Origin of the sequence: Chromobacterium vaccinii, from assembly GCF_000971335.1 — a bacterium.
Classification (GTDB): domain Bacteria; phylum Pseudomonadota; class Gammaproteobacteria; order Burkholderiales; family Chromobacteriaceae; genus Chromobacterium; species Chromobacterium vaccinii.
In genome coordinates this window covers 1-24,855 of sequence record NZ_JZJL01000054.1, presented here as the reverse complement: position 1 = coordinate 24,855, position 24,855 = coordinate 1, and the positions used below count along the sequence as shown (strand labels likewise).

Below are 24,855 nucleotides of genomic sequence, written 5' to 3'. Positions count from 1 at the left end.
CCTCCCAATGCCGGCGCCGGCTGAGGCGGCAGCGCATGGTGATCTCACGTTGAAACAGCCACGGGTATAAACGGTAGAGGTAACGCATCGCACGGCTCGCATTCTGAGTACGGTTGAGATGCGTGTTAGGATAGTTTTCGAATCCTTGCGAATAAACGCGCAATTTCGGAAAGATTGTCCTGATATGAAAACAATGCCCTCGCCAGACAACCTATTGGCCTTCGACGCGCTGGCGCGCGCCGGCAGCTTCACCGCTGCCGCCGATCTGCTGGATTGCCACAAAAGCCTGGTCAGCGCGCGGATCAAGGAGCTGGAACGGGAAATGGGCGCGGCGCTGGTGCTGCGCACCACGCGCAAGGTGGCGCTGACCGAGGCCGGCGAACGGCTGCGCCCGCACGCGGCCAGGCTGCGGGAGACGGTGGCTCAGGCGCGGATGGCGGTGGACGAAACGCAAAGCGACGTCGAAGGCCCGCTGACGGTCAGCACCACCTCGTCGCTGGCCCAGCACGTGCTGGGCCCGGCGCTGAGCGAGCTCGCCGCCTCGCACCCCGGCTTGCAGCTGTCGCTGGAAGTGAACAACCGGCTGCAGGACCCGGTGGCCGATGTGCTGGACTTCTGCCTGCGCTCGGCGCGCTCCCACGCCATTCACGACGACAGGCTGGTGGCGCGGCTGGCCGGCTACGCCAGCGAGAATCTGTACGCGTCGCCGGCCTACCTGGCCCGCCACCCGGCCATCCGCCAGCCCGCCGACCTGGCCGCGCACCGGCTGCTGGTGATGGAGTCCGAACAGCGCGGCGGACTCAAGCTCACGCGCGGCGAACAGCTGCTTTCCCAGCCGACCGGCGCGCTTTTCTACCTGAACGACTATCCGCTGCGAACCCATCTGGCGCTGAAAGGGCACGGCATCACGATGCTGGCTGATTACGCGGTGCAAAGCCATCTGCGCGACGGCGAGCTGACGCGGGTGCTGCCTGAATGGCATTGCGACTATTGGCCGATCTACCTGGTCCACCCGTTCCGCGCGCCGCTGACGCGCAAATACCAGACCTTCATCGATTTCGTGCTGCCGCGCGTCGCAGCCGCGCTGCCGGAAAACCAGATGGCTCAGGCCGGCCGCGCCAGCATCACCCGGTAAAACTCGACAAAGGCGCGCGCCGCCGCCGGCGCGTGGCGGCCCGGCGGAAACACCGCGTAGACGCCGCCCTTGGGCAAGGTCCATTGCGGCAACAGATGGACCAGCCGGCCCTGGCGCAGATCCTCCTGCACGCTGAACGAATCCAGCACCGACATCCCCGCCCCCGCCAGCAGCAGCGAACGCAGCGAGGCGGCGGAATCCACCTTGATCCGCGCGCGCATCCTCACCGTCTCCTCCTCGCCGCCCGCGCCGGAAAACCGCCAGGTCAGCGGCGTCTTCAACAGCGTCAGCGCCACCCAGTCGTGCCCCGCCAGCTCGCCGGGATGCGCCGGCATGCCCCGATCGCGCAGATAGGCCGGCGACGCCACCAGCTGCTGGGCGAACTCCCCCAGCTTTAGCGCCCTGAGCGAGGAATCGCGCAGCGTGCCCAGGCGGATGGCCAGGTCCATCCCCTCCGCCACCAGGTCCACCATGCGGTCTATGGCGTGCAGCTCCAGCTGCAAGCCGGGATGCCGGCGGATGAATTGCGTGGCCGCCGGCGCCACCGATTCCGCCATATGGCTGACCGGCGCGGTCAGCCGCAGCGTGCCGGACAACGCCGCCGCGCCGTGTCCGGCCTGCAGCAGCGCGTCGCGCAGGGCCGCCAGCGCCGGCTGCGCGTCCAGGTACAAGGCCTGGCCGGCCTCGGTCAGCTTCACCCGCCGCGTGGTGCGGGTGAACAGCGTCGCGCCCAGCTGCGCCTCCAGCCGGCCCACCTGCAGGCTGACGTTGGCCTTGGTCATTCCCAGCCGCTCGGCGGCGGCGGTGAAGCCGCCTGCCTCCGCCACCGCCACGAAGATCTGCAGCCCTTCCAGATTGCCCTCTACGCCTCGCGCCATATCGACTGTCAATTTTTCAATAACAATCAATTATGGTTTCAACCGTTTATCAGATCAATCGAAAAGCGCATCATGCATTCCATCAGCGCTGCGACGCGGCGCCTCAATCCGATATCAAACCAGGAGTCTCACCATGAAAATCGCACTGATCGGCGCCAGCGGCTATGTCGGTTCCGCCCTGTTGAAAGAAGCCCTGTCCCGCGGCCACCACGTCACCGCGCTGGTTTCCCGCCCGGAACGCATCGAAGCGCAAGCCAACCTGGCCGCCGCCAAGGTCGACGTGCAGGACAGCGCCCAGCTGGCCGAACAACTGAAAGGCTTCGACGCCGTGCTCAGCGCCTTCAGCGGCCACGCCCAGGCCGAACAGCTCGACTACTTCGTCAAAGGCATCCGCTCCATCATCGCCGCGGCCAAGTCGGCGCAGACTCCGCGCCTGTTGGTGGTCGGCGGCGCCGGCAGCCTGGAAGTGGCCCCCGGCGTGCAACTGGTGGACACCCCGGAATTCCCGGAGCAATGGAAGGCCTCGGCGCTGGGCGCCCGCGAAGCGCTGAACCTGCTGCGCGCCGAAACCGAGCTGAACTGGACGCTGCTGAGCCCGTCGGCGATGCTGCAGCCGGGCCAGCGCACCGGCCAGTTCCGCCTGGGCAAGGACCAGCTGCTGGTCGACGCCGAAGGCAACAGCCACATCTCGGTGGAAGACTACGCCGTCGCCATGATCGACGAGCTGGAAAAAGGCGAGCACCAGCGCAGCCGCTTCACCGTCGGCTACTGATCGCCCATCAACGGGGAGGCCAGACAGCCTCCCCGGTTTCCTGCAGATGGCGCCAGCGCCAGTTGGCGCCGTCCCGGAACAGCACGGCCGTCGCGTGGCGGCCGTTGCCGCTGCCGTCCGCCAGCGTCTGCGTTTCGTAGTAGGCCACCGTCGCGGCGTCCCCATCTCCCATCAGCAGCGTCATCCGCTCCAACTTGATTTCCAGTCCCGGCCGGCTGCCTGCCGCGCCCTGGAAGAAGGCCCGCAGTCCCTGCCCATCCAGCCGCGCGCCGCTTGGCGCCACCATGGCGAAGCCGGCGTCGAAACCCGCCATCAGTTCCGCCAGTGCTTCCTCGCCATGCGGCCCGTCGCCCAGCCAGCGCGCGATCTGCGCCAAAGTGTCGCGAACCTGCGCCCATACCGCCAATTCATCTTTCTTCATCATGCTTCTCCCATTCGAGGACGATTCAATAAACGCAACACCTCCGCATTGCCTATCCGGCTGCCCAGCCATAAGGGGGGCAGCATGGTCAAGGCGGCGGCCAGAAAACATAGATGGAAGGCCCGCACCGCCAGCTCCCGCGCCGCAGGCGCCGCCGGATCGGCGATGCCTTGACTGGAAAGCAGCAGGTTCAGCAGCACGCTGGCCAGGGCCATGCCGATGCAGAAGCTGATCTGGCGATTGATGTTCCACAATGCGCTGGCTTCGCCCATCCGCGCCGGCTCCACCCTCAGGAAGGCGGTGCTCTGGCTGGCGCTGCTGCACAAGGTGCCGCCCAGGCCCATCAGCGCGTAGCTGGCGGCCAGCCAGGGCAGTTGCCCGGAGCGGTCTATCGCCAGCAAGCTCAGAAAGCCGATGCCCTGCGCCAGCGCGCCGGCCATCAGCAGCGGCCTGGGCCCCAAGCTGCGGTAGCCGCGCCCGGTCAAGGTGATCGCGGTAAACGCGCCCAGCGACCACGGCAACATCAACAAGCCGGCCGCGGACGCCGGCACGCCCAGAACCTGCTGCAGATACAGCATCGCCACCAGGCTGACGCCCATGAAAACGCCCGGCACCAGCAGATACATCAGCATCGACATCCGCAGCAGCGGCTCGCGCAGCAACTCCAGCCGCAAGATGGGCCGCGGGTGCCGGCGGCTGTGCCGCGCGTAAGCCGCGCCCAGCGCCAGACCCGCCGCCAGCAGCGCGCCGCCGCGCGCCCAGGTGGACGGCTGAGCCAGATCGCTGAGCCCTTGCAAGGCCAGCAGCAATGCCAGGCTGCCCAGCAGCAGGCCAAGCCAGTCCAGGCCGGCGGCAGGCTCCGGCTCGCGCTCCTCGCGCAGCCAGCGCAGCGCCAGAACCAACGGCACGGCCGCCAGCGGCAGGTTGAGCCAGAAAATCCAGCGCCAGCCCAGCGCGTCCAGCGCCAGCCCGCCCAGCGTCGGCGACAGGGCCGGCGCCAGTTGGCCCACCAGCAAAATCATCGCGGTCAGACCCGGCCGCTCCGCCGGCCGGTACAAGCGATAGGTCATGGTCTGGCCCAGCGGAATCAGCAAGCCGCCGCCCAGGCCCTGCAGCGCGCGCCAGGCGATCAGCGCGGCGAGCGAGCCGGCCTGCGCCGCGCCGGCCGACCCCGCCATGAACAGCAGCAGCGAGGCGACGAACACCCGCTTGCCGCCCCAGCGCGCCGCCAGCCAGTTGCCCAGCGGAATCACCGCGGTCAGCCCCAGGATGTAGGCGGTGCCCACCCAGGCCAGCTCCGCCACGTCGCGATGAAAGGTGCGGGCGATGTCGGGAAAGGCGACATTGCCGACGAAAAGATTGGCCAGATCGATGAAAAACCCCAACAGGTACACCGCGGCCACGCGTTTGCGATACTCCATGCATCCAACCTCCTTGCTTGACGGAGGCCAGCTTAGTCTCGCCCGATGGCCGGAAAAACCACCGACAATCGATTAAACTGTCAAAATCATTTTGACAATAAAGCCCGCCAAGACATGAGCCTGCAACGCTTCCGCATCTTCGCCGCCATCGTGGAAAGCGGCTCGCTGACCGCCGCCGCCGAGGCGCTGGGCCACAGCAAGGCGGTGGTCAGCTTCAACCTGAAACAGCTGGAGGCCGAGCTGGGCGTGGCGCTGCTGACCCGCAGCACGCGCCGGCTGCAGCTGACCGAAACCGGCCGGCGCTTCTACCAGGACTGCCTGCATGTGCTGCGCATGGCGCAAACGGCTATGGACGACGCGCGCCGCGGCCACGGCGGCCTGCAGGGCACGCTAAGCGTGAGCACCACGCCGGAATACGGCCGCCGCCGGGTGATTCCGGCGCTGGCGGCCTTCTCCCGGCTGCATCCGCGGCTGACGGTGCGACTGGAGTCGTCGTCGCGGCATGCCGACCTGATTTCTCAACAGGTGGACGTGGCGATCCGGCTGGGCTCGCTGAACGACTCCAGCTACCGCGCGCGGCTGCTGGAGGAATTCGACATCTGGCCGGTGGCGTCGCCCGGCTATCTGGCGCAGCCCGGAAAGCAAGTGGAAAGCGTGGACGACCTTTCCCGCGCCGACTGGCTGGCGCACAGCCGGCTGGCGGCGCCGCTGCGCTGGAAGCTGACGGGACAAAATGGCGAGGCGATGCTGGACGCCGGCGACGCGCCGCGCGTAACCGCCGACACCTCGGGCGCCTTGCTGGACTTCGCGCGCCAGGGCTGCGGCGTGGCGCTGCTGCCGGACTGGCAGGTAAAAGACGATGTGGCCGCCGGCGCGCTGGAGAGCCTGCTGCCGGATTGGCGCTTTCCGCGCCAAGGGGTGTACGCGGTCTACCCGGACACCCGCCACCTGCCGGAAAAAGTGCGCGCCTTCATCGACTTTTTCGCCGACTACCTCGCGGCGCGGCAAAGGGAGGGCTGAACCTTTCCCCCTCCCGCAACCTGTCTACGATCTTCATGGTTGTGAATCCGCTACGCGGATAATGATTTTCATAGCCGGGGCTGCCCGGCCAGCAGGGAGGGGATATTTGCTTGGCCAAACATTCCCTCCCCCCTAAAAGCCACCCTGCAAGCCTGGCCTTCGGCTACCCGCCGGGTCCCGTCAGGTTTGAAGGGACTGGTGGCGCATCGGATACGCGGTTTCTGACCAGCCAAGCCTAAAAAACGGGCAGAAGATCGTTAGCAGATTCTTACAGCTTGAAGCGCGACACCACGCCCTCCAGCGACTGCGACAAGCGCTCCAGGTCGGCCACCACCTGGCCGGCGCGGCCGATCTCGGCGTCCGACTGCAGCGCCTGCGACGACATCTGCTCGGCGGTGCGCGCCATGTCCTCGGTGGCCTTGGATTGCTCGCTGGCGGCATCGCGGATCTCGGCCGCCTGGCGCACCACCAGCTGCATGCTGGACTGGATTTCGGCGATCTGGCGCTGCGCTTCCTCGGCCAGTTCCACGCCGCCCTGCACCGCGCCGTAGGTCTTCGCCACGCGCTCGCGCGCCTGGCCCGAGCCCTGCTGCATGCCGCCGACCATGTCGTCGATCTCCACCGTGGCCTGGCTGGTGCGCTCGGCGAGCTTCCTCACCTCGTCCGCCACCACCGCGAAGCCGCGGCCCTGCTCGCCGGCGCGCGCCGCCTCGATCGCCGCGTTCAGCGCCAACAGATTGGTCTGGTCGGCGATGTCCTTGATCACGCCGGCGATGCTGCCCACTTGGGCCGAGCGGCGCTCCAGCTCCTCCATCACCGTCTTCACCTCGTCCATCGACGATGCGACCGAGCCGATCTCGACGCTGACCTTGCCCACCGCCTCCGCGCTCTGCGACGACAGCGCGCCGGCCTGCTGCACCGCCTCGGCGGTGCCGTGGCAGTTGCCGGCGATGTGGCTGACGCTGACCGACAGCTGCTCGATGGTGGCCGCCGTGGTTTCGCTGAGGTCAGCATTGTGGCGCGAACCGGCCGACAAGCGCTCGGTCATCCGCGCCAGCTCGCCGGCGCTGCGATGCAGCTGGCCGCTTTGTTCGCGCACCTGCTGGAACATGCCGCGCAGCTGCTCCATGAACTGGTTGAACGCCGCCGCCACCTGGCCGGTTTCGTCGCGGCTGTCGGCCGGCAGCCGCATGGTCAGGTCACCATGGCCGGAGCTGAGCGCGCGCATCGCGTCGCGCAGTTGCACCAGCGGCCGGCTGATGAAGCCGGACACCTGCCAGATCACCAGCAGCGACAGCAGCAGCACCACCGCGTCAATCGCCGCCACCCACCAGATTGTGCGCGTCACCGCGCCGTACACCTCATTGGCGTCCATCTCCACCACCACGAACCAGTCAGCGTTGGGCATATAGCTGGAGGCTGCGATGGTCGGGCCGCCCGGGCCGTCGAAATGCGCCAGGTTGAAGCCGGATTTGTTCAGCAGCTGCGGCGCGATCGCCGACAAGCCGGGCAGGTCGGCCAGCAAGGTTTTCTTCTGCATCGCCGCCGGATCGCGGTGCAGCCGCACCTGGCCGGAGGCGTCCACCACGTAGACCTGGCCGCGCTCGCCCACCGCCATCTTGCGCACGCGCTCGGCCATCTGGGTGACGTCGAAGCCCAGCGCCGCCACCGCGCGGTGGCCCACCTGGCCCTTGTTGGCCAGCACGTTGACGAACATCATCACCTGCTGCTTGCCGGTTTCCGAACCCAGCGTGAACTGGCTGTCGCGGCCGGAGGCCAGGAAGTCGGCCAGCCACTTGTCGTTGCCCTTGGGATCGGCCTTGACGGTAGTGTGATCGATGTAGATGTTGAGCGTGGCTTCGGAGGTCCAGGAGATGATGGACGCGCCGGAAGTCTGCATCAGCGCCTTGGCGTAGCGCTGCCAGGGGCCGATGCCGGACTCGGGCTCGCCGGCCGCGGTCCAGTCCAAGAGATAGGTGTTGGCAGCCAGCTGGCGGGTCTGGCTCAAGGGCAGCGCGATGGAGGCGTCCAGCTCGTTGCGTATGCCCTCCACCGTCGCCTTCAGTTCATGCTGCTCCAGGCGCTCGGTCAGCGCCGACTGGAACATGCGGGTGGACACCGTGCCGGCGATGGCCAGCGCGATGAGCAGGATCAGCGCGACGCTGACCAGGATTTTCTGTTTGACCGACCAGTTCTTGAACATGCTTGCTGGCTTTCCAGGAAGAGACGAAAAATGTCCGGCGCCGCCGGACCGCATATCCGCGCACGCTGCGCCCGCCAGACGGCGGCAGCGCGAACCGGAGCGGACTCCGTCTCCATCTGAAAAGCATGCCGCCGTAATGGCGGCGGCAATTGTAACAAGCCCTTATGTTTTCGCCATGAAGAATATTTTCAGCGACACTTCTTCATGTGGAGTAATTGCCACAACTCAGCCGGGCTGCCGACGCGCCGGCTGAGTGTCGTGCAGGAAACGGGTGTAAAGGTCGCGCGGCGGCTGCAGGCCGCATTCGGCCAGCACGCGTCCCGCCGCGCCGCGGTGATAGCCGCCGTGGGTGATCACCTGCATCAGCATCTCGGCTCGGCTCATCCGGCCATGGCCGCCGTCGGTGAAGGTGAAATCGACGTTCTCGGCGAGTTCGGCATCGCTCAGGCCGCTGGCGTAGCCGACGTACCAGGCGTCGGTTTCGCGCACAGCCGCCAGCAGGCCGGCCAGCTCCGGCGTTTCCGGCGTGTTGGTGCCGGCGTAGCCGTGCGGCCGACGGGTCAGATTGCCAGCGAAGATGCGGTCCACCACGTGGATGTGGTTGAGGATGCGGACCACGAGATGGCGCTTGTCCGGATGGGCTTCGCCATCCAGCTGGGCCGTCAGCGCGTACAGCTCTTCATCGGCCCAGGCCTTGTAGCGGAACAGCGAGGGGAACAGATCGGGAAGACTCATCTTGCGGCCTTTCGCGCCGGACGGCGCCTGCGTGGGATAAGTTTCCCATTGTCTCACGGCGGACTTCCCGATGTCATTTCACACCATAGGCCGCCAGGAACACCCTGACCGCGTCCGCCACCCTGCCCGGCCGCTCCGACGCCGGCGCCAACTCGTCGATCAGGCCGGTCATCATCGCCGCCTGGCATTCCGACTGCAGCAGGCCGTGGAAATGCATGGCGGCGGTCCACGGCGACGCCTGGCGCAGCCGCCCCGCCTCCATCTCCGCCGCCATGAAATTCGCCAGCTTGGTCCAGCCCGACTTCGGGCCGTTCTCGTAAAACAGCCTCCCCACCTCGCTGCGGCTGCCGCTGCCCATCACGATCGCGTGCAGCGCGCGCAGCTGGGGACTGAACAGGCTATCGAGGAAGGCCACGCCGAAAGCGCGCAGCATCTCTTCCAGGTCGCCGCCCGGCTGCAGCTTGACATAGGCCGACGACAGCTCCGCCGTCAGCGAGCGCATCACGTCCAGGAACAAGGCTTCCTTGGACGGAAAATAATTGTACAGCGTGGCCTTGGAGCCGCCGGCCCGGGCCGATATCTCGGACATCGACGCCGCCTCGTAGCCGCGTTCGACGAAGACTTCGGTCGCTGCCGCCACCAAGCCCTGGCGCTTGTTTTCGCTTTTTGTGCGCATATCCATCCTTAAAACTGAACAGTACAGTTCAAATTTTCTTGACAAGAAATCACGTCTCGCCATATAACTATACCGTACCGTACAGTTAAATCAAAACATTACCGGACAGAGACGATGAAAACCGCATATTTCCGCTGGCGGCCGCTGCCAGCGGCCGGCCTCTCCGCAGCGCTGGCGCTGATGGGGGGCTGCGCGACGACGCCGGACATGGGCCCGGCGCCGCAGATCAAACCGCTGCAACAATACCAGAATACGCAAAGCCTGCCCGCCTCGGACGGCGTCTGGGCCAATGAGCAATGGTGGAAAAAATACGGCGACGCGCAGTTGAACGCGCTGATGGACGAGGCGCTGAGCCAGGCGCCCGACCTCGCCGCCGCCCGGGCCCGCGTCGAGCGCGCCGAAGGCCTGGCCCAGCAGGCCGGCGCCGCGCGGCTGCCCGGCGCGGACCTGAACGCGGCTATCAACCGCGACAAGCAAAGCTACAACAACGGGATGCCGGCGCCGGCCGGCTTCAACACCAGCGGCCGCGCCACGCTGGATTTCAGCTATGAGCTGGATTTCTGGGGCAAGAACCGCGCCTCGCTGGCCGCCGCGACCTCCGACCTGACCGCCGCCCGCGCCGACGCGGCCCAGGCCAGGCTGATGCTGACCGCCTCACTGGCCGCCGGCTACGCCGAGCTGGCGCGGCTGTTTTCCGAGCGCGACGCCGCCGCCCAGGCGCTGGAGGTGCGCGCGCACACCTCCAAGCTGATGCTGCAGCGCTGGCAGCAAGGAATGGACACCCGCGGCGTGCTGCGCCAGGCCGAATCGCGCGAGGCCGCCGCCCGCGCCGACCTGGCCGCCGCCGACGAAAGCATCGCCCTGCAACGCCATAGCCTGGCTGCGCTGATCGGCGCCGGACCAGACCGCGGCCTGGCCATCGCCCGTCCCGGCCCCGGCCTGTTTCGCGAACAGAAGCTCCCGGCCGCGCTGGCGGCCGCGCTGCTGGGCCGCCGACCGGATCTGGCGGCCGCCCGGCTCCGCGCCGAGGCCGCGGCCAAGCGCATCGACGTCGCCGAAGCCCAGTTCTACCCCAACGTCAACCTCACCGCCTTCGTCGGCGCCCAGTCGCTGGGGTTGGGGCTGTTCGACAAGGCCGGTTCCGGCATAGCCGGCGTCGGCCCGGCGATCAATCTTCCCCTCTTCCGCGGCGGCCAGCTGCAGGGCCAGTACCGCGCCGCGCGCGGCGATTACGACGCCGCCGTCGCCAGCTACGACGCCACGCTGAGCCAGGCGCTGCGCGAAGTGGCCGACGCCGTCTCCAGCCAGGCCGCGCTGACGCCGCAGCTGCAACAGCGCCAGGAGGCGCTGACAGCGGCCGACGAGGCCTACCGCGTCAGCCAGAACCGCTTCGACGGCGGCCTCGCCAATTACCTGGACGTGCTGACCGCCGAAGACAGCGTGATCGCCGCCCGCCGCAGCCTGGCCAGTCTGCAGGCCCGCCGCTTCTCGCTGGACGTCGCCCTGGTCAAGGCACTGGGCGGCGGATACCGGCAAACCGAACAACAGGCCGCCCGCTGAGGCGGCCGGGGAACATACACGCAAGGAATACCCGCCATGAGCGAAAACGCACAAGCCCTGCCGGCCTCCGCGGCGCCCGCCGCCGCCGGCCATCCCCTGCAACGCAAGAAGCTGTTCACGCTGCTGTTCGGCGCCGTCGCCGCCGCGGCCGTCGCCTACGGCGGCTACTGGACCCTGCTCGGCTCCCACCATGTCAGCACCGACAACGCCTATGTCGCCGCCGAGATCGCCCAGGTGACGCCCGAAGTGGCCGGCACCATCCAGCAGGTGAAGGTAGTCGACACCCAGGCGGTGAAGGCCGGCGACGTGCTGGTGACGCTGAACGACAGCGACGCCAAGCTGGCCCTGGCCCAGGCCGAAGCCGACCTCGCCCGTGCCGAGCGCCGGGTGAAGGGCTACTTCGCCAACGACGAGGGCCTGAGCGCCCAGGCCCAGGCCCGCAGCGCCGACCAGGCCCGCTCCGCCGCGCAGCTGGCGTCGGCCCGCGCCGACCTGGAGCGCGCGAAGCTCGACCTGCAGCGCCGCCAGGCGCTGGCGAAAAGCGGCTCGGTGTCCGGCGAGGAGTTGAGCAACGCGCAAAACGCCTACGCCACCGCATCGGCCAGCCTGAAGGCCGCAGAAGCCGCCAGCCGCCAGAGCGAAGCCAACTACCGCGCCGCGGTCGGCAGCCTGAAAGCCAACCAGACGCTGACCGCCGACACCACGGTGGCCGACAATCCGGAAGTGGCGCTGGCGCGCGCCAAGCGCGATCAGGCCAGGCTGGACCTCTCCCGCACGGTGATCCGCGCCCAGGTGGACGGCGTGGTGGCCAAGCGCCAGGCCCAGGTGGGGCAGCGCGTGCAGTCCGGCACGCCGTTGATGTCGGTGGTGCCGCTGCAGGACGCGCATGTGGACGCCAACTTCAAGGAAGTGCAATTGAGCAAGGTGCGCGTCGGCCAGCCCGTGGAGCTGACCGCCGACCTCTACGGCAACAAGGTGGCCTACCACGGCAAGGTGGCCGGCCTGTCCGGCGGCTCCGGCTCCGCCTTCGCGATGATTCCGGCGCAGAACGCCACCGGCAACTGGATCAAGGTGGTGCAGCGGCTGCCGGTGCGCGTCGCGCTGGACCCGGCCGAACTGAAGGCCCATCCGCTGCAAGTGGGACTGTCGATGGAAGCCACCGTCGACGTCAGCGAGTGAGGCCGCCATGTCTAGCGCGAATCCCGCGGCCGGCGGCGTCCAGCGGCCGCTGACCGGCAATATGCTGTGGCTGGCGGCGCTGGTGCTGGCCGCCGCCAACTTCATGGTGGTGCTGGACACCACCATCGCCAACGTGTCGGTGCCCAATATCGCCGGCGGCCTGGCGGTGTCGTCCAGCCAGGGCACCTATGTCATCACCTCTTACGCGGTGGCCGAGGCCATCATCGTGCCGCTGACCGGCTGGCTGGCGGCGCGCTTCGGCACCGTGCGGCTGTTCGTCGGCTCGATGCTGCTGTTCGGCCTGTTCTCCATGCTGTGCGGCCTGGCCGGCTCGCTGGAGACGCTGGTGCTGTTCCGCGTGCTGCAAGGGCTGGCCGGCGGCCCGCTGATGCCGATGTCGCAAACGCTGCTGCTGCAGATTTTCCCCAAGCAGAAAGCCGGCGCGGCGATAGGGCTGTGGAGCATGACCACGCTGGTGGCGCCCATCATGGGCCCCATCCTGGGCGGCACGCTGTGCGACCAGGCCAGCTGGCCGTGGATCTTCTACATCAACGTGCCGATCGCGCTGGGCTGCGGCCTCCTGGGCTGGAACCTGCTCAAGCGCTACCAGAGCCAGGTGTTCAAGCTGCGGATAGATGTGATCGGACTGGCGCTGCTGATGGTGTGGGTGGCGTCGCTGCAGCTGATGCTGGACAAGGGCAAGGAGCTGGATTGGTTCGCCTCGCCGGCCATCGTCGGCATGGCCATCGTGGCGCTGGTCGGCTTCGCCGCCTTCCTGATCTGGGAGTTGACCGATGCCCAGCCCATCGTCGACCTCAGGGTGTTCCGCCACCGCGGCTTCTGGGCCAGCGTGCTGACCATCTCGCTGGCGTTCGGCTCGTTCTTCGGCGCCACCGTGCTGACGCCGCAGTGGCTGCAAGCCTATATGGGCTACACCGCCACCCAGGCCGGCTACGCCACCGCGATGAGCGGCGTGCTGGCGGTGATGGTGGCGCCGATCGCCGCCCAGCTGTCCTCGCGGATGGATCCGCGCAAGCTGGTGTTCTGCGGCGTGATGTGGCTGGGCTGCGTCACCCTGTACCGCAGCTTCTCCACCACCGACATGGGCTTCTGGCAAGTGGCGCTGCCGCTGCTGTTCCAGGGGCTGGGCATGCCCTTCTTCTTCGTGCCGCTGACCGGCCTGGCGCTGGCCAGCGTGGAGCCGGCGGAAGTGGCCTCGGCCGCCGGCCTGATGAGCTTCATGCGCACGCTGTCCGGCGCCTTCGCCACCTCGCTGGTCACCACCGCCTGGGACGACAAGGCCAATTACAACCACGCCGAGCTGGTCGGCATGGTGGACGGCGGCGGCGACGCGCTGCGCGCGCTGCAAGGCGGCGGCCTGTCCGACAACGCGGCCTGGGCCGTGATCGAACAGACGCTGCAGGCGCAAAGCATCATGCTGTCCACCAACCAGATCTTCTGGCTGGCGGGCCTGTCCTTCGTCGTCGCCGCCTGCGCCATCTGGCTGGCGCCCAGGCCCAGCCGCGTCGCCGACACCAGCCAGGCTCACTGAGTTTCTCGACCCGCGTTTCACCACTTGCCCCGCGCCCTTGTGGCCGGGGCTTTTTTTCGCCCTGTATTCCCGGCCAGGATTTACATACTGCCTCCATCTCGTAACAGACACTTACATATGCGGCGTGCTATCAATATGCCACCACAATAATTCAGACCGGCTCGGCCGGCGGTGCCTCCGCCTTCCATTCAACGCAGACAGGAAACCCTCAGCAATGAAGCATTCGATCAAGCGGCTGGCGCTCGCCACTGCCGCCGCGCTCGCCTGCCAGGCCGCCGCAGCCGCGCCGCTCCAGGCCATCCGCCATGACGCCTTCGCCCAGTCCTGCCAGGCGCTGTGGGGCAAGGAAACCGCGCGCAGCCGCTGGGTGAAGGACGATGGCCAGGGCGGCCTCGCCTATGCGCCGCTGAACAGCAACGGCGACCGCATCATGGACTTCTCCAGCGCCGGCTACATGGGCGGGGGCGTCGCGCTGCCGGCCGCGCCGGTGAAGGCGACGGTCAAACCCAGCGGCAATGCCGCCAGCGACCTCGCCAACATCCAGGCCGCCATCGCCAAAGTGGCGGCCTTGCCGGCGGTGAACGGCGTGCGCGGCGCGGTGCTGCTGGCCCCCGGCGCCTTCCTGCTCGAATCGCCGATCCAGCTGGCCAGCGACGGCGTGGTGCTGCGCGGCAGCGGTTCCGGCGCGGGCGGCACCGTGCTGAAGGCGCAAGGCGCCGGCCACGCCATGCTGAGCCTGGGCGGCGCGAGCGCCAGCCTGACGCCGGCCGGCGCCGCAGCCGCCATCGCCGACGGCTATCTGCCCTCCGGCGCCAGCGTGATCCACGTTGCCGACGCCTCCGGCTTCAAGCCCGGCGACGCGGTGATGATCCGCCGCCGCGCCAGCGCCGAATGGATTCGCTTCATGGCCATGGATCAGCTGGTCCGCGACGGCAAGCCGCAAACCTGGATCAACGCCGGCAACAGCAACGAAATCTGGCTGCGCACGGTCACCGCGGTGAAGGGATCGCAGCTGGCGCTGGACATCCCGCTGTCCGACTCCTTCGACAGCGGCTATCTGGGGACGGATGGCGGCAGCGTGCAGAAATACGCGGCCAGCGGCATCGCCGGCCAGATCGGCGCCGAGCATCTGGCGCTGGAAGGCCAGCCGCGCGGCAGCGGAACCGACTACGCGGTGGCCAATCTGGACAATCTGGCCGACGGCTGGCTCAGCGACATCCAGGCGCACAACTTCACCGGCGGCGTGGTGGTCGGCAAGCAGGGGCGGCGGCTGACGCTGGAAAAAGTGGTGCTGAGCCACGACCACAACAATGTCGACTGCTCCGGCGCCAAGGCATTCGAGTTCAGCATCGCCGGCAGCCAGGTGCTGGTGGACCGCAGCGCGTCCAACGGCAGCAAGAAATCGTTCTACTACGCCACCCAGGCCCAGGCCGGCGGCCCCAACGTGCTGCTGAACTTCAGCGGCCGCGCCGAGGCCTGCGGCAATATCGAGCCGCACCAGCGCTGGGCCACCGGCCTGCTGGTGGACAACGCCGACGTCAGCGGCGCCATCGCGCTGGGCAACCGCGGCGCCGACGGCAGCGGCCACGGCTGGAGCATCGGTTGGGCCGTGGCGTGGAATGCCAAGGCGGATCAACTGGCCATCGCCGCGCCGCCGGGCGCGACCAACTGGGCGATAGGCAGCAGCGGCGCGCTGACGCCCAACGTGCCGGACGCCCAAGGCGTGCCGGTGCCGCCCAAGCTGGGCGCGGTGGACTCGGCCAACGTCCGCGTCGGTCCGGACAGCCTGTACCTGATGCAGCTGTGCCAGCGGCTGGGCCCGCAAGCGGTGAAGAACATCGGCTATTGATGAACGGCGGAAACGACAAGAGGCCCGGATGGGCCTCTTTTCATGCTCGACTCCCGATGCCGCGCACCATCCGGCCGCGGGCATCGCCGCTGGCGAACCCGCGCTGCGCGGCTTGGGCTCCCGAAGCTCCAATCCATGCGACGCGCCCCATTTCCCCTTTCAGGACGCGCCGTCCGAAAAGTCGAGGGCAAGGTTTTAAGCTGGCGACTGTTTGAGGCGCGCGACGTTAGCGCGCGCCGAGTTTGCCAGCGCCTTGCCCTTGGCTTTCCGGGCGGAAATCGCGGCCTGCAGGGGCGGCCTGGAGTTGCAAGAGGGCTGGCCGGGCAGCCCTCTTGCCCGTAGCGCGGGCGGAACCGCCCTAATCATCGTCCGCGCAGCGGGCTCTACGAAACATCCACTTTAAATTGACTCGAATGAGCCTCTCGCTGCGCTCGCAGCTTGATCAATCATCCCGCGTCAGTACTTCCAGCAACTCGATCTCGAACACCAGATTGGAATTCGCCGGAATGCGGTCGCCGATCTGGCGCTCGCCGTAGGCCAGATGCGCCGGCACCCACAGCTTGCGCTTGCCGCCCACCTTCATGCCCATCATCCCCTGGTCCCAGCCCTTGATCACGCGGCCGGTGCCGATCACGCACTGGAACGGCCGGCCCTTGTCGACAGAAGAGTCGAACTTGCTGCCATCCTCCAGCCAGCCGGTGTAATGGCTGGTGATCAGCGCGCCGCGCACCGCCTCCTTGCCCTCGCCCACCACCAAGTCCTCGATCTTCAGCTCTTCGCTCATTGCTCTTCATCCACAAAACGCCGCGCGGGGCGAAAACCGCCATTGTACTCCGCGCGGCGAGCGATGGATCAGGCGTCCCAGGCCGGAGCGAAGTCCGGGTTGGCGATGCGGCCGCCGTCTTCCAGCCCGGCGATGCGCGTCATGTCGTCCTCATCCAGCCGCAGCTTCAGCGCATCCAGATTAGCCTCCAGATTGGCCCGTTTGGTCGACGACGGAATCACCGCGATGTCCTGCCGCAGCTGCCAGGCCAAGGCCACCTGGGCCGCCGTCGCGCCATGCTTCTGGCCGATGGCCTGTAGAACCGGATCGCTGACAACGCGACCGTAGGCCAGCGGCATGTAGCCGGTCAGCGCGATGCCGCGCTCGCGGCAGAAGGCGCGGACCTTGAGGTTCTGCAGATAGGGATGCACTTCCAGCTGGTGGGTGCCGATGGCGTCGGCGCCGACAGCCGCGATGGCCTGCCGCAGGTGGGCGATGGTGAAGTTGGACACGCCGATCTCACGCGTCAGCCCCAGTTGCTTCGCCTCCGCCAGCTGCTCCATGTACACCGCCATCGGCACTTCGTCCTTGGGCGAGGGCCAGTGGATCAGCGTCATGTCCACCTGGTCCAGGCCCAGCTTGTCCAGGCTCTCGCGCAGGCTGGGAATCAGCTTGCCCTGGCCGAACTTGTCGGTCCAGATCTTGGTGGTGACGTAGAGTTCGCCGCGCGGCACGCCGCCCTTGGCGATGGCGCGGCCGACATCGGCCTCGTTGCGGTAGATCTGCGCAGTGTCGATGTGGCGGTAGCCCAGCTCCAGGCCCATCGTCACCGACTCCTCGGCCTGCTGTTCTTTCAGGCGGAAGGTGCCCACTCCCAGTTTCGGCATTTGCACGATGCGTTTCCTTATTTGAATTAAGACCGGAGGCATGCGCTCATGCCCTCGGCATGAAAAGCTTCCAGCCTACCCGAGCAAGCCGCCGCAAGCCAGCCGCCATGCCTTCCTGCCTGGCGGACTATCCTAACAAGACCCAAAACGTTACATTGACGATAATGTCCGAAGGGTGGGCTTCCCGGCATGAAACCATTGATCTTGCTGTTCGCCTGCGGCCTCAACGCCGCCGCCGCGGCAACGCTGACGGTGGGCATAGGCGATCAGGCCTTTCCGCCCTACAAGATGGGCAATGACACGCTGGACCCGCGCCGCCCCGGCCTGTCGGTGGAGCTGGTGCAGGCGGCCGCGCGCAGCTGCCGATTGAAAGCCGACATCCGCCTGCTGCCCGGCGCGCGGCTACTGAAGGAGCTGGAGCACGGCACGCTGGACGCCGTGATGATGCTTTCCTACACCGCCGAGCGCGCCGCCTACGCCGCCTTTCCGCTGCAAGGCGGCAAACCGGACGAGGCGCGGCGGCTGGCCACGCTCAGTTACGCGCTCTACGTGCGCCGCGACAGCGACGTCGGCTGGGACGGCAAGAAGCTGTCCAATCTGCGCCGCAGCGTCGGCGCCAACGCCGGCTGGTCGATCAACACGGACCTGCAGCGGCTGGGCATCCCGGCGGAAACCGCCAACAGCGTGGCGCAGAACTTCGACAAGCTGGCCGGCAAGCGCATCGACGCCTACGCGGTGCACGAGACGCTGGGCGACGCCTACCTGGCGCGCAATCCGGCGCTGCCGGTGCGCAAGCTGGCGTTGCCCATCAGCACCAAACCCTACTTCCTGCCGGTCTCGCGCCGCTACGCCGCCAGCCATCCCAGGCAAGTGGATTGCCTGTGGAACGCCATCTCCGCCCAGCGCGACGAGCTGACCCGGCGGCGCATCCGCTTCTATCTGGACGCCGGCGGCTAAGCCGCCGGGCTCAGCCGCCCAGCGTCCACGGATCAGCCAGGAGGATCACATCGTCGCGCTCGGCGCCGGTGGAGATCAGCGACACCGGCGCGCCGGCCAGCTCCGCGATTCTCCGCACGTAGGCGCGCGCCTGCTCCGGCAGCGCGTCCAGGCTGCGCGCGCCGCGGGTGCTTTCCCGCCAGCCCGGCAAGGTCTCGTACACCGGCTCGATCCGGCCGCGCTCGGCCAGCCCCGCCGGATAATCGCCCCGCAGAACGCCGTCCAGCCGATAGCCGATGCAGATCTTCAGTTCGTCCATGCCGTCCAGCACGTCCAGCTTGGTCAGCGCCAGGCTGGCGATGCCGCCCACCCGCACGCTCTGACGCAGCAAGGCCGCGTCCAGCCAGCCGCAGCGGCGCGGCCGGCCGGTGTTGGTGCCGTACTCGCCGCCGCGCTCGCGCAGGCGGTCGCCTATCGCATCGTCCAACTCAGTGGGGAACGGCCCGCCGCCCACCCGCGTGGCGTAGGCCTTGCACACGCCCAGCGCGTGGCCGCGCGCGGCGCTGCCCAGGCCGGAGCCGGAAGCCGCCTGTGCCGGCCCGGTGCCGGATGAGGTGACGAAGGGATAAGTGCCGTGATCGACGTCCAGCAGCATCGCCTGCGCGCCTTCGAACAGGATGCGCCGGCCGGCCTCATCGGCCTCGTTCAGCAGCTTCCACGCCGGCCGCAGATAAGGCAGGATGCGGCGCGCCTGCTCCAGCAGCGCCGCCAGCATCGGCGCCAGCTCGAAAACCGGCCGCCCCAGCGCCGCCAGCACCGCGTTGTGGTAGCGCAGCGTCTCCTCCAGCCGCCCGCGCAAAACCGCCGGATCGGCCAGATCGGCCAGCCGGATCGCCCGCCGGCCGGCCCGGTCCTCGAAAGCCGGCCCGATGCCGCGGCCGGTGGTGCCGATGGCCTGGGTGCGCGCCGCCTCTTGCGCCGCGTCCAGCGCGATGTGGGACGGCAACAGCAAGGTGGCGTTGTCGGCGACGGCCAGCTGGTCCGGCCCGATCGCCAATCCCTCGGCGGCGATGCGGTCGATCTCGGCCAGCAGCGCCTGCGGGTCCACCACCACGCCGCTGCCGATCACGCCGAGCTTGCCGCGCAAGAGGCCGCAGGGCAGCAAGGCCAGCTTCCAGGTCTTGCCGCCCACCACCAGCGTGTGGCCGGCGTTGTGGCCGCCGTTGAAACGCACCACGCAGTCCGCCGTCTCGGCCAGCAGATCGACGATCCGCCCCTTGCCCTCGTCGCCCCATTGCGCGCCCGTCACGATCACCTTGTTCATGCGTTTCTCCAGAAGTGAAAATTGATGCTGTTGCGACAACACCTTACGCAACTTGCCGGCCGATGGACAAACGACTTATTCTGGCTTTTCATGTCAGGAAAACTCACACAAATGAAACGAGACCTCCCGCCGCTGAACGCCTTGCGCGCGTTCGAGGCCGCCGCCGTCCGCCAAAGCTTCAGCGAAGCCGCCGAGCTGCTGCACGTCACCCACGGCGCGGTCAGCCGGCAGATCCGCCTGCTGGAGGAATGGCTGGGGGTGCCGCTGTTCGAGCGCCGCCACCGCCAGGTGCGGCTCACCGACGCCGGCCGCGACTACCTCGCCGACGTCCGCGCGGCGCTGGAGCGGATAGAGACCGCCAGCGCCAGGCTGCGGCGCGGGCCGCTGCCGCTGCGGGTGAACGCGCCGGCCACCTTCACGCTGCGCTGGCTGATTCCGCGGCTGTCCCGGTTCCAGTTGCAGCACCCGCACGTGGAGGTGAAGCTGACGACCTCCAGCGAGCCCATCGCCCAGCTGGCCGACAGCTTCGAGGTGGCGATACGCGGCGGCCCGCAGGCGCTGCCCGGCTTCATCGCCCACGAATTCCTGCAGGAAAGCCGGCTGCCGGTGTGCAGCCCAGGCCTGCTGGAACGGCTGCCTATCGCCTCGCCGGCCGACCTGTCCCGCCACACCCTGCTGCACACCGCCGGCAGCCCGGAATTCTGGCCGCAGTGGCTGGACGCCGCCGGCGCGTCCGGCTTGCAGCCGGCGGCCAGCCTGACGCTGGAGCACTTCTACCTGACGTTGCAGGCGGCGCTGGACGGATTGGGCGTGGCGCTGGGCCCCAGCCGGCTGATCGCCGACGATCTGGCCAGCGGCCGGCTGGTGCAGCCGTTTTCCGGCCCGCGGCTGGAAGACTGGCGCTACTTCGCCTACGTGCCGGAAACGCGCAACAGCCACCCAGCCGTCGCCGCCTTCTGCCGCTGGCTGGCTCAGGCGGACCCGGCGTGAGCGCCGACGACAAAACACCCCATTGTCATGCTCGACGCCGTCAGCCGCTTCGGCTATACCTAAAAGCCTTCGCCGAGCCGCGGGGGAACTCATCCCGCCGAGCGGCCTCGTATCAAGTAAGCCTCGATTGCCCGGATGGCGGCCAAACGCCGCGCTCCGACACGGTTTTGCCAGTTGTTCCCCTTCAGAAACGACAGGAGAAGCGCCATGCAATTGAATGGAAAAGTCGCCCTGATCACCGGCGCCGCCAGCGGCATAGGCAAGGAGATCGCGCTGGTCTACGCCCGCGCCGGCGCGGCGGTGGCCATCGCCGACATCAACCTGGACGCCGCGCGCAAGACCGCCGACGAAATCGCCTCCGCCGGCGGCAAGGCGATAGGCGTGGCGATGGACGTCACCAGCGAGGACGCGGTCAACCAGGGTACCCAGCAGGTGGTGGACGCCTTCGGCCAGCTCGACATCCTGGTGTCCAACGCCGGCATCCAGATCGTCAATCCCATCGTCAACTACAGCTTCGCCGACTGGAAGAAGATGCAGGCGATACACGTCGACGGCGCCTTCCTCACCACCAAGGCCGCGCTGCAGCACATGTACAAGGAGAAGCGCGGCGGCGTGGTGATCTATATGGGCTCGGTGCACTCGCACGAAGCCTCGGCGCTGAAATCGGCCTACGTCGCCGCCAAGCATGCGCTGCTGGGCCTGGCCCGGGTGCTGGCCAAGGAGGGCGCGCCCTACAATGTGCGCTCCCACGTGATCTGCCCCGGCTTCGTGCGCACGCCGCTGGTGGACAAGCAGATTCCGGAGCAGGCGAAGGAGCTGGGCATCAGCGAGGAGGAAGTGGTCAAGCGGGTGATGCTGGGCAATACCGTGGACGGCGTGTTCACCACGGTGGACGACGTGGCCCAGACCGCGCTGTTCCTGGCCGCCTTCCCCAGCGCGGCCCTCACCGGCCAGTCCTTCGTCGTCAGCCACGGCTGGTTCATGCAATAAGGAGCCGCCATGGCGAAGGACAAGCTCAACCCGGCCTGCCACGCCGACGCCTCGCCCTACCGCAGCCCAGCCTTGCCGCCGGACCACCGCTACCAGGTGGTGGCGCTGGTGCTGCAGGGCGGCGGCGCGCTCGGCGCCTACCAGGCCGGCGTCTACCAGGGGCTGGCGGAGGCCGATCTGCATCCCAACTGGGTGGCCGGCATCTCCATCGGCGCGCTGAACGCCGCCGTCATCGCCGGCAATCCGCCGGAGAAGCGGGCCGAGCGGCTGGAACAGTTCTGGCACACCATCAGCCGCCAGCCGCTGCTGCCGCCGACTCCGCACAATCTGCTGGACGACGCCCAGGCGCTGCCGCCGCCGCTGCAGGACTGGCTGAACGGCCTGGAGGCCTGGCGCGCGCTGACCGAGGGCCAGAACGGCTTCTTCCAGCCGCGTCCGCCGCTGCCGCCCGATGACGGCAGCACCGCCAGCTTCTACGACACCTCGCCGCTGAAGAACACGCTGGAGCGGCTGGCCGACTTCGACCGCATCAACGACAGCGGCGAGATGCGGGTGTCGGTGGGCGCGGTGAACGTGCAAAGCGGCAATTTCGTCTATTTCGACAATACCCGCCAGCGGCTGAGCGCCGAGCACTTCATGGCGTCCGGCGCGCTGCCGCCCGGCTTTCCGGCGGTAGAGATAGACGGCGAGTACTACTGGGACGGCGGCATGGTATCCAACACGCCGCTGCAGCCGGTGCTGAGCGAGCGGCCGCGCAAACACTCGCTGGTGTTCCAGGTAGATCTATGGAGCGCGCGCGGCGAGGTGCCGTCCGACCTGTCGCTGGTCGCGCTCAGGCAGAAGGAAATCCAGTTCTCCAGCCGCACGCGGATGATCACCGACTACATGCGGGAGAGCCAGCAATACCGCCAGTTGCTGCGCGAGGTGATGGCGCTGGTGCCGGAAGCCGCGCGCGACAGCCCGGCCTACCGCCACGCCGCCGGGCAAGCCTGCGACCGCCTGTTCAACGTGATCCACCTGATCTACCAGAACAAGCCCAGCGAAGGCCACTACAAGGACTATCAGTTCGGCGCCCGCACCATGCGCGAGCACTGGGCTAGCGGCCTGGCCGACATCCGCGCCACCCTCGCCCACCCGGAATGGCTGAGCATGCCGTCGCCGGAACGGCCCTTCGTCACCCACGACGTGCACAAGCGGGCCTCTCGCTGACCGCGGCCGGGACGCCTGGCGGCGTTCCGGCCTCTAGTCCTCCGCGCCGCCGTCTCCGGTCGCGTCCCATCCATCGCCGCATGCCGCCTTGACGCAGCCGCGCAGCCAGCGGTGGGCGGGATCGGCGTCATGCCGCGGATGCCAGATCATGGAGATGACGATGCCGGGCACCGACACCGGCAGCGGAAAGCTCTGCATGCCGTCGCGCAGAAAGCCGGTATGCCGCTCCGGCACCGAGGCCACCAGATCGGTGGCGCGCGCCAGCGCCAGCGCCGCGGTGAAGCCGCCGACCAGGGTGGCGACGTTGCGCCGCAAACCCAACGCCTTCAATGCCGCGTCTATCGGCCCCCGCTCCTGGCCGCTGCGCGACATGCAGACATGCCGGGCAGCGGCGTAGCGCTCGGCGCTGATCTCGCCGTCCAGCAGCGGATGCCCGGCGCGCGCCACGCCGACGAAGCGGTCGCGGAACAACATCCTCACCCGCAGCTCCGGCCCGGCCGACGCGCCCACCACGCCGGTGTCCAGATCCACGCTGCCGTCGCGCAGCGGCGCGCTGTCCTTGTCGGCCTTGAGCGCGAAGCGGAAACGCGCGCCAGGCGCTTCCCGGGCCGCCCGCGCGATCAGGCGGGGGCCGAAGTTCTCGACGAAACCATCGCTGGTGCGCAAGGTGAAGGTGCGCTCCAGCGCGGACAGGTCCAGTTCCCGCGCCGGCGTCAAAGCCGCTTCCGCCTCGCCCAGCAGCGGGCCGATCCGCTCGCGCAGCGCCAGGGCCCGCGGCGTCGGCACCAGGCCGCGCCCGGCGCGGACCAGCAGGGGATCGCCCATCGCCGCGCGCAGCCGCGCCAGCGCGCGGCTCATCGCGGACTGACTCAAGCCCAGCCGGCGCGCGGCGCCGGCCACGCTGCCTTCGGCCAGCAACGCGTTCAGGGTGATCAGCAGGTTCAGATCGGGTGCGCTCATCCGTCCACCATAGCACGGCCAGGCATGGCGTCATATGCAGCTATCAAGTGCATACCACGCGTCTTCCGCCACATCTCGCGCCGACATAGGCTGCGGACATGGACAAGGCGCGGACGGCCAATCGCCGCCCGCGCCATCGCAAACCTCATGGAGCATTCGATTGAACATCACGCATTCCAGCCAGCGCGGCGCGCTGGCCTGCCTGTCGCTGTGCGTGCTGCTGTCCTCGCTGGGCACCAGCATCGCCAACGTCGCCCTGCCGGAGCTGGCCCGCGCCTTCGGCGTCTCCTTCCCGCAAGTGCAATGGGTGGTGCTGGCCTACTTGCTCGCCGTCACCTCGCTGGTCGTCGGCGTCGGCCGGCTGGGCGATCTGATCGGCAAGCGCCGGTTGCTGCTGGCCGGCATCCTGCTATTCAGCCTCGCCTCGCTGGCCGCCGGACTGGCTTCCTTCCGCGGGTTGCTGGCGGCGCGCGCGCTGCAGGGCCTGGGGGCCGCGGCGATGCTGGCGCTGGCGATGGCTTTCGTCGCCGACGTCGCGCCCAAGGCGCAAACCGGCCGCGCGATGGGCTGGCTCGGCAGCATGTCGGCCGTCGGCACCGCGCTCGGCCCCTCGCTGGGCGGCGCGCTGATCGCCCCCTGGGGCTGGCCGGCGATCTTCCTGTTCAACGCGCCGCTGGGCGCAGCCGTCTTCCTGCTCGCGCGGCGCAGCCTGCCGGCCGACGCGCCGACGGCGCGGGCATCCCGTTTCGATTACGCCGGCGCGCTGTTGCTGGCGCTGACGCTGTCCGCCTACGCGCTGGCGATGACGCTGGGGCGCGGCCGCTTCGGCCCGCAGAACCTGGCCTGGCTGCTGGCGGCGGCCATCGGCGTCGCCGCCTTCCTCCGGGTGGAAGCGCGCGGCGCGGCCCCGCTGGTGCGGATCGACATGCTGCGCGATCCGGCGCTGAGCGGCCCGCTGATCGCCGCGGCGCTGGTGGCCACGGTGATGATGGGCACTCTGGTGGTCGGCCCCTTCCATCTGTCGCGCGCGCTGGGGCTGGACGCGATGGGCGCGGGCCTGGCCATGTCTATGGGACCCGCGATTTCCATGCTGGCGGGCGTGCCGGCCGGACGCCTGGCCGACCGCTTCGGCGCGAAGCGCGTCAGCCTGGCCGGCCTGGCCGCGATGCTGGCCGGCGCAGCGCTCCTCGCCGCCCTGCCCGCCTCACTGGGCGTCGCCGGCTATCTGGCTCCGCTGGCGGCATTGACCGTCGGCTACGCGCTATTCCAGGCAGCCAACAACACTCTGGTCATGGCCGGACAGCCGGCCGACCGGCGCGGCCTGGTCTCAGGCCTGCTCAATCTGGCGCGCAACCTCGGCCTGGTGACCGGCGCGGCGGCGCTGGGCGCCGTCTT

Annotated in this window: 22 protein-coding genes; 12 read left to right on the top strand and 10 right to left on the bottom strand. The window is 68.5% G+C overall.

What is annotated here, in order from left to right:
* Positions 1-184: 184 nt before the first annotated feature.
* On the top strand, positions 185-1,135 hold the full coding sequence (locus tag VL52_RS19915; RefSeq protein WP_046158678.1) for a LysR family transcriptional regulator: 951 nt from the start codon (positions 185-187) through the stop codon (positions 1,133-1,135).
* Here the strand turns inward: VL52_RS19915 and VL52_RS19910 are convergent.
* On the bottom strand, positions 1,105-2,013 hold the full coding sequence (locus tag VL52_RS19910; RefSeq protein ID WP_046158677.1) for a LysR family transcriptional regulator: 909 nt from the start codon (positions 2,011-2,013) through the stop codon (positions 1,105-1,107). The two genes, VL52_RS19915 and VL52_RS19910, sit on opposite strands and share 31 nt — an antisense overlap.
* Positions 2,014-2,146: 133 nt before the next feature.
* On the opposite strand from VL52_RS19910, the gene VL52_RS19905 reads away from it, so the two are divergent.
* Positions 2,147-2,785 (top strand): NAD(P)-dependent oxidoreductase, encoded by a 639-nt coding sequence (locus VL52_RS19905; RefSeq protein ID WP_046158676.1) that lies wholly within the window; start codon positions 2,147-2,149, stop codon positions 2,783-2,785.
* Between the two features lie 7 nt (positions 2,786-2,792).
* Here VL52_RS19905 and VL52_RS19900 read toward each other — a convergent pair whose 3' ends face one another.
* A complete protein-coding gene (locus VL52_RS19900; RefSeq protein ID WP_052729430.1) occupies positions 2,793-3,206 on the bottom strand; it encodes a hypothetical protein in 414 nt (137 codons plus the stop codon).
* On the bottom strand, positions 3,206-4,627 hold the full coding sequence (locus VL52_RS19895; protein WP_046158675.1) for an MFS transporter: 1,422 nt from the start codon (positions 4,625-4,627) through the stop codon (positions 3,206-3,208). Before VL52_RS19895 ends, VL52_RS19900 begins: the two co-directional genes overlap by 1 nt.
* Positions 4,628-4,741: 114 nt before the next feature.
* Between VL52_RS19895 and VL52_RS19890 the strand changes: the two genes are divergently transcribed.
* The gene (locus VL52_RS19890; protein WP_046158674.1) at positions 4,742-5,647 is read left to right on the top strand and encodes a LysR family transcriptional regulator; all 906 of its coding nucleotides are present in this window, start codon (positions 4,742-4,744) and stop codon (positions 5,645-5,647) included.
* Between the two features lie 268 nt (positions 5,648-5,915).
* On the opposite strand, the gene VL52_RS19885 is transcribed toward VL52_RS19890, so the two are convergent.
* The 3 genes from VL52_RS19885 to VL52_RS19875 form a co-directional block, all read right to left on the bottom strand.
* Positions 5,916-7,850, bottom strand: coding sequence for a methyl-accepting chemotaxis protein (locus tag VL52_RS19885; protein ID WP_046158673.1), 1,935 nt, complete (start codon positions 7,848-7,850; stop codon positions 5,916-5,918).
* A gap of 225 nt (positions 7,851-8,075) precedes the next feature.
* Positions 8,076-8,642 carry a DinB family protein gene (locus VL52_RS19880; RefSeq protein WP_200896063.1) on the bottom strand — a complete coding sequence of 189 codons (567 nt, stop codon included), beginning with the start codon at positions 8,640-8,642 and terminating at the stop codon, positions 8,076-8,078.
* Positions 8,643-8,658: 16 nt separating this feature from the next.
* Complete coding sequence (locus VL52_RS19875; RefSeq protein ID WP_046158672.1) at positions 8,659-9,261, bottom strand: TetR/AcrR family transcriptional regulator; 603 nt, start codon at positions 9,259-9,261, stop codon at positions 8,659-8,661.
* Between the two features lie 114 nt (positions 9,262-9,375).
* Here VL52_RS19875 and VL52_RS19870 point away from each other — a divergent pair, with 114 nt between their 5' ends.
* The 4 genes from VL52_RS19870 (at position 9,376) to VL52_RS19855 (ending at position 15,401) form a co-directional block, all read left to right on the top strand.
* Entirely contained in the window at positions 9,376-10,821 is a 1,446-nt protein-coding gene (locus VL52_RS19870; RefSeq protein WP_046158671.1) for an efflux transporter outer membrane subunit, read from the top strand.
* 36 nt (positions 10,822-10,857) lie between these two features.
* Positions 10,858-12,000 (top strand): HlyD family secretion protein, encoded by a 1,143-nt coding sequence (locus VL52_RS19865; protein WP_046158670.1) that lies wholly within the window; start codon positions 10,858-10,860, stop codon positions 11,998-12,000.
* Positions 12,001-12,007: 7 nt separating this feature from the next.
* On the top strand, positions 12,008-13,552 hold the full coding sequence (locus VL52_RS19860) for a DHA2 family efflux MFS transporter permease subunit (RefSeq protein ID WP_046158669.1): 1,545 nt from the start codon (positions 12,008-12,010) through the stop codon (positions 13,550-13,552).
* Between the two features lie 214 nt (positions 13,553-13,766).
* Positions 13,767-15,401 (top strand): hypothetical protein, encoded by a 1,635-nt coding sequence (locus tag VL52_RS19855; protein ID WP_052729429.1) that lies wholly within the window; start codon positions 13,767-13,769, stop codon positions 15,399-15,401.
* A gap of 442 nt (positions 15,402-15,843) precedes the next feature.
* On the opposite strand, the gene VL52_RS19850 is transcribed toward VL52_RS19855, so the two are convergent.
* Both VL52_RS19850 and dkgB read right to left on the bottom strand, forming a co-directional pair.
* On the bottom strand, positions 15,844-16,185 hold the full coding sequence (locus VL52_RS19850; RefSeq protein WP_046158668.1) for an FKBP-type peptidyl-prolyl cis-trans isomerase: 342 nt from the start codon (positions 16,183-16,185) through the stop codon (positions 15,844-15,846).
* A gap of 68 nt (positions 16,186-16,253) precedes the next feature.
* The gene (gene dkgB, locus VL52_RS19845) at positions 16,254-17,051 is read right to left on the bottom strand and encodes a 2,5-didehydrogluconate reductase DkgB (protein ID WP_235429340.1); all 798 of its coding nucleotides are present in this window, start codon (positions 17,049-17,051) and stop codon (positions 16,254-16,256) included.
* Between the two features lie 189 nt (positions 17,052-17,240).
* Here dkgB and VL52_RS19840 point away from each other — a divergent pair, with 189 nt between their 5' ends.
* On the top strand, positions 17,241-18,008 hold the full coding sequence (locus tag VL52_RS19840; RefSeq protein WP_046158667.1) for a substrate-binding periplasmic protein: 768 nt from the start codon (positions 17,241-17,243) through the stop codon (positions 18,006-18,008).
* A 10-nt stretch (positions 18,009-18,018) separates the two neighbouring features.
* Here VL52_RS19840 and VL52_RS19835 read toward each other — a convergent pair whose 3' ends face one another.
* On the bottom strand, positions 18,019-19,311 hold the full coding sequence (locus VL52_RS19835) for an adenylosuccinate synthase (protein WP_046158666.1): 1,293 nt from the start codon (positions 19,309-19,311) through the stop codon (positions 18,019-18,021).
* 111 nt (positions 19,312-19,422) lie between these two features.
* Between VL52_RS19835 and gcvA the strand changes: the two genes are divergently transcribed.
* From gcvA to VL52_RS19820, 3 genes are all read left to right on the top strand, one after another.
* The gene (gene gcvA / locus VL52_RS19830) at positions 19,423-20,301 is read left to right on the top strand and encodes a transcriptional regulator GcvA (RefSeq protein WP_046158665.1); all 879 of its coding nucleotides are present in this window, start codon (positions 19,423-19,425) and stop codon (positions 20,299-20,301) included.
* A 207-nt stretch (positions 20,302-20,508) separates the two neighbouring features.
* On the top strand, positions 20,509-21,291 hold the full coding sequence (locus VL52_RS19825; protein WP_046158664.1) for a 3-hydroxybutyrate dehydrogenase: 783 nt from the start codon (positions 20,509-20,511) through the stop codon (positions 21,289-21,291).
* A gap of 9 nt (positions 21,292-21,300) precedes the next feature.
* Complete coding sequence (locus VL52_RS19820; protein WP_052729428.1) at positions 21,301-22,500, top strand: patatin-like phospholipase family protein; 1,200 nt, start codon at positions 21,301-21,303, stop codon at positions 22,498-22,500.
* 33 nt (positions 22,501-22,533) lie between these two features.
* Here VL52_RS19820 and VL52_RS19815 read toward each other — a convergent pair whose 3' ends face one another.
* Positions 22,534-23,460: a LysR family transcriptional regulator gene (locus tag VL52_RS19815; protein ID WP_046158663.1), complete on the bottom strand. Its 927-nt coding sequence runs from the start codon at positions 23,458-23,460 to the stop codon at positions 22,534-22,536.
* A 160-nt stretch (positions 23,461-23,620) separates the two neighbouring features.
* Between VL52_RS19815 and VL52_RS19810 the strand changes: the two genes are divergently transcribed.
* A partial coding sequence (locus tag VL52_RS19810) for an MFS transporter (protein WP_046158662.1) occupies positions 23,621-24,855 on the top strand: 1,235 nt, incomplete at its 3' end.

Coding starts and splice junctions, on each gene's coding strand:
- VL52_RS19825 (WP_046158664.1), top strand. CDS start 20,509: ATGCAATTGAATGGAAAAGTCGCCCTGATCACCGGCGCCGCCAGCGGC.
- VL52_RS19855 (WP_052729429.1), top strand. CDS start 13,767: ATGAAGCATTCGATCAAGCGGCTGGCGCTCGCCACTGCCGCCGCGCTC.
- VL52_RS19890 (WP_046158674.1), top strand. CDS start 4,742: ATGAGCCTGCAACGCTTCCGCATCTTCGCCGCCATCGTGGAAAGCGGC.
- VL52_RS19840 (WP_046158667.1), top strand. CDS start 17,241: ATGAAACCATTGATCTTGCTGTTCGCCTGCGGCCTCAACGCCGCCGCC.
- VL52_RS19875 (WP_046158672.1), bottom strand. CDS start 9,261: ATGCGCACAAAAAGCGAAAACAAGCGCCAGGGCTTGGTGGCGGCAGCG.
- VL52_RS19850 (WP_046158668.1), bottom strand. CDS start 16,185: ATGAGCGAAGAGCTGAAGATCGAGGACTTGGTGGTGGGCGAGGGCAAG.
- gcvA (WP_046158665.1), top strand. CDS start 19,423: ATGAAACGAGACCTCCCGCCGCTGAACGCCTTGCGCGCGTTCGAGGCC.
- dkgB (WP_235429340.1), bottom strand. CDS start 17,051: ATGCCGAAACTGGGAGTGGGCACCTTCCGCCTGAAAGAACAGCAGGCC.
- VL52_RS19870 (WP_046158671.1), top strand. CDS start 9,376: ATGAAAACCGCATATTTCCGCTGGCGGCCGCTGCCAGCGGCCGGCCTC.
- VL52_RS19835 (WP_046158666.1), bottom strand. CDS start 19,311: ATGAACAAGGTGATCGTGACGGGCGCGCAATGGGGCGACGAGGGCAAG.
- VL52_RS19910 (WP_046158677.1), bottom strand. CDS start 2,013: ATGGCGCGAGGCGTAGAGGGCAATCTGGAAGGGCTGCAGATCTTCGTG.
- VL52_RS19860 (WP_046158669.1), top strand. CDS start 12,008: ATGTCTAGCGCGAATCCCGCGGCCGGCGGCGTCCAGCGGCCGCTGACC.
- VL52_RS19905 (WP_046158676.1), top strand. CDS start 2,147: ATGAAAATCGCACTGATCGGCGCCAGCGGCTATGTCGGTTCCGCCCTG.
- VL52_RS19885 (WP_046158673.1), bottom strand. CDS start 7,850: ATGTTCAAGAACTGGTCGGTCAAACAGAAAATCCTGGTCAGCGTCGCG.
- VL52_RS19915 (WP_046158678.1), top strand. CDS start 185: ATGAAAACAATGCCCTCGCCAGACAACCTATTGGCCTTCGACGCGCTG.
- VL52_RS19820 (WP_052729428.1), top strand. CDS start 21,301: ATGGCGAAGGACAAGCTCAACCCGGCCTGCCACGCCGACGCCTCGCCC.
- VL52_RS19815 (WP_046158663.1), bottom strand. CDS start 23,460: ATGAGCGCACCCGATCTGAACCTGCTGATCACCCTGAACGCGTTGCTG.
- VL52_RS19895 (WP_046158675.1), bottom strand. CDS start 4,627: ATGGAGTATCGCAAACGCGTGGCCGCGGTGTACCTGTTGGGGTTTTTC.
- VL52_RS19900 (WP_052729430.1), bottom strand. CDS start 3,206: ATGAAGAAAGATGAATTGGCGGTATGGGCGCAGGTTCGCGACACTTTG.
- VL52_RS19865 (WP_046158670.1), top strand. CDS start 10,858: ATGAGCGAAAACGCACAAGCCCTGCCGGCCTCCGCGGCGCCCGCCGCC.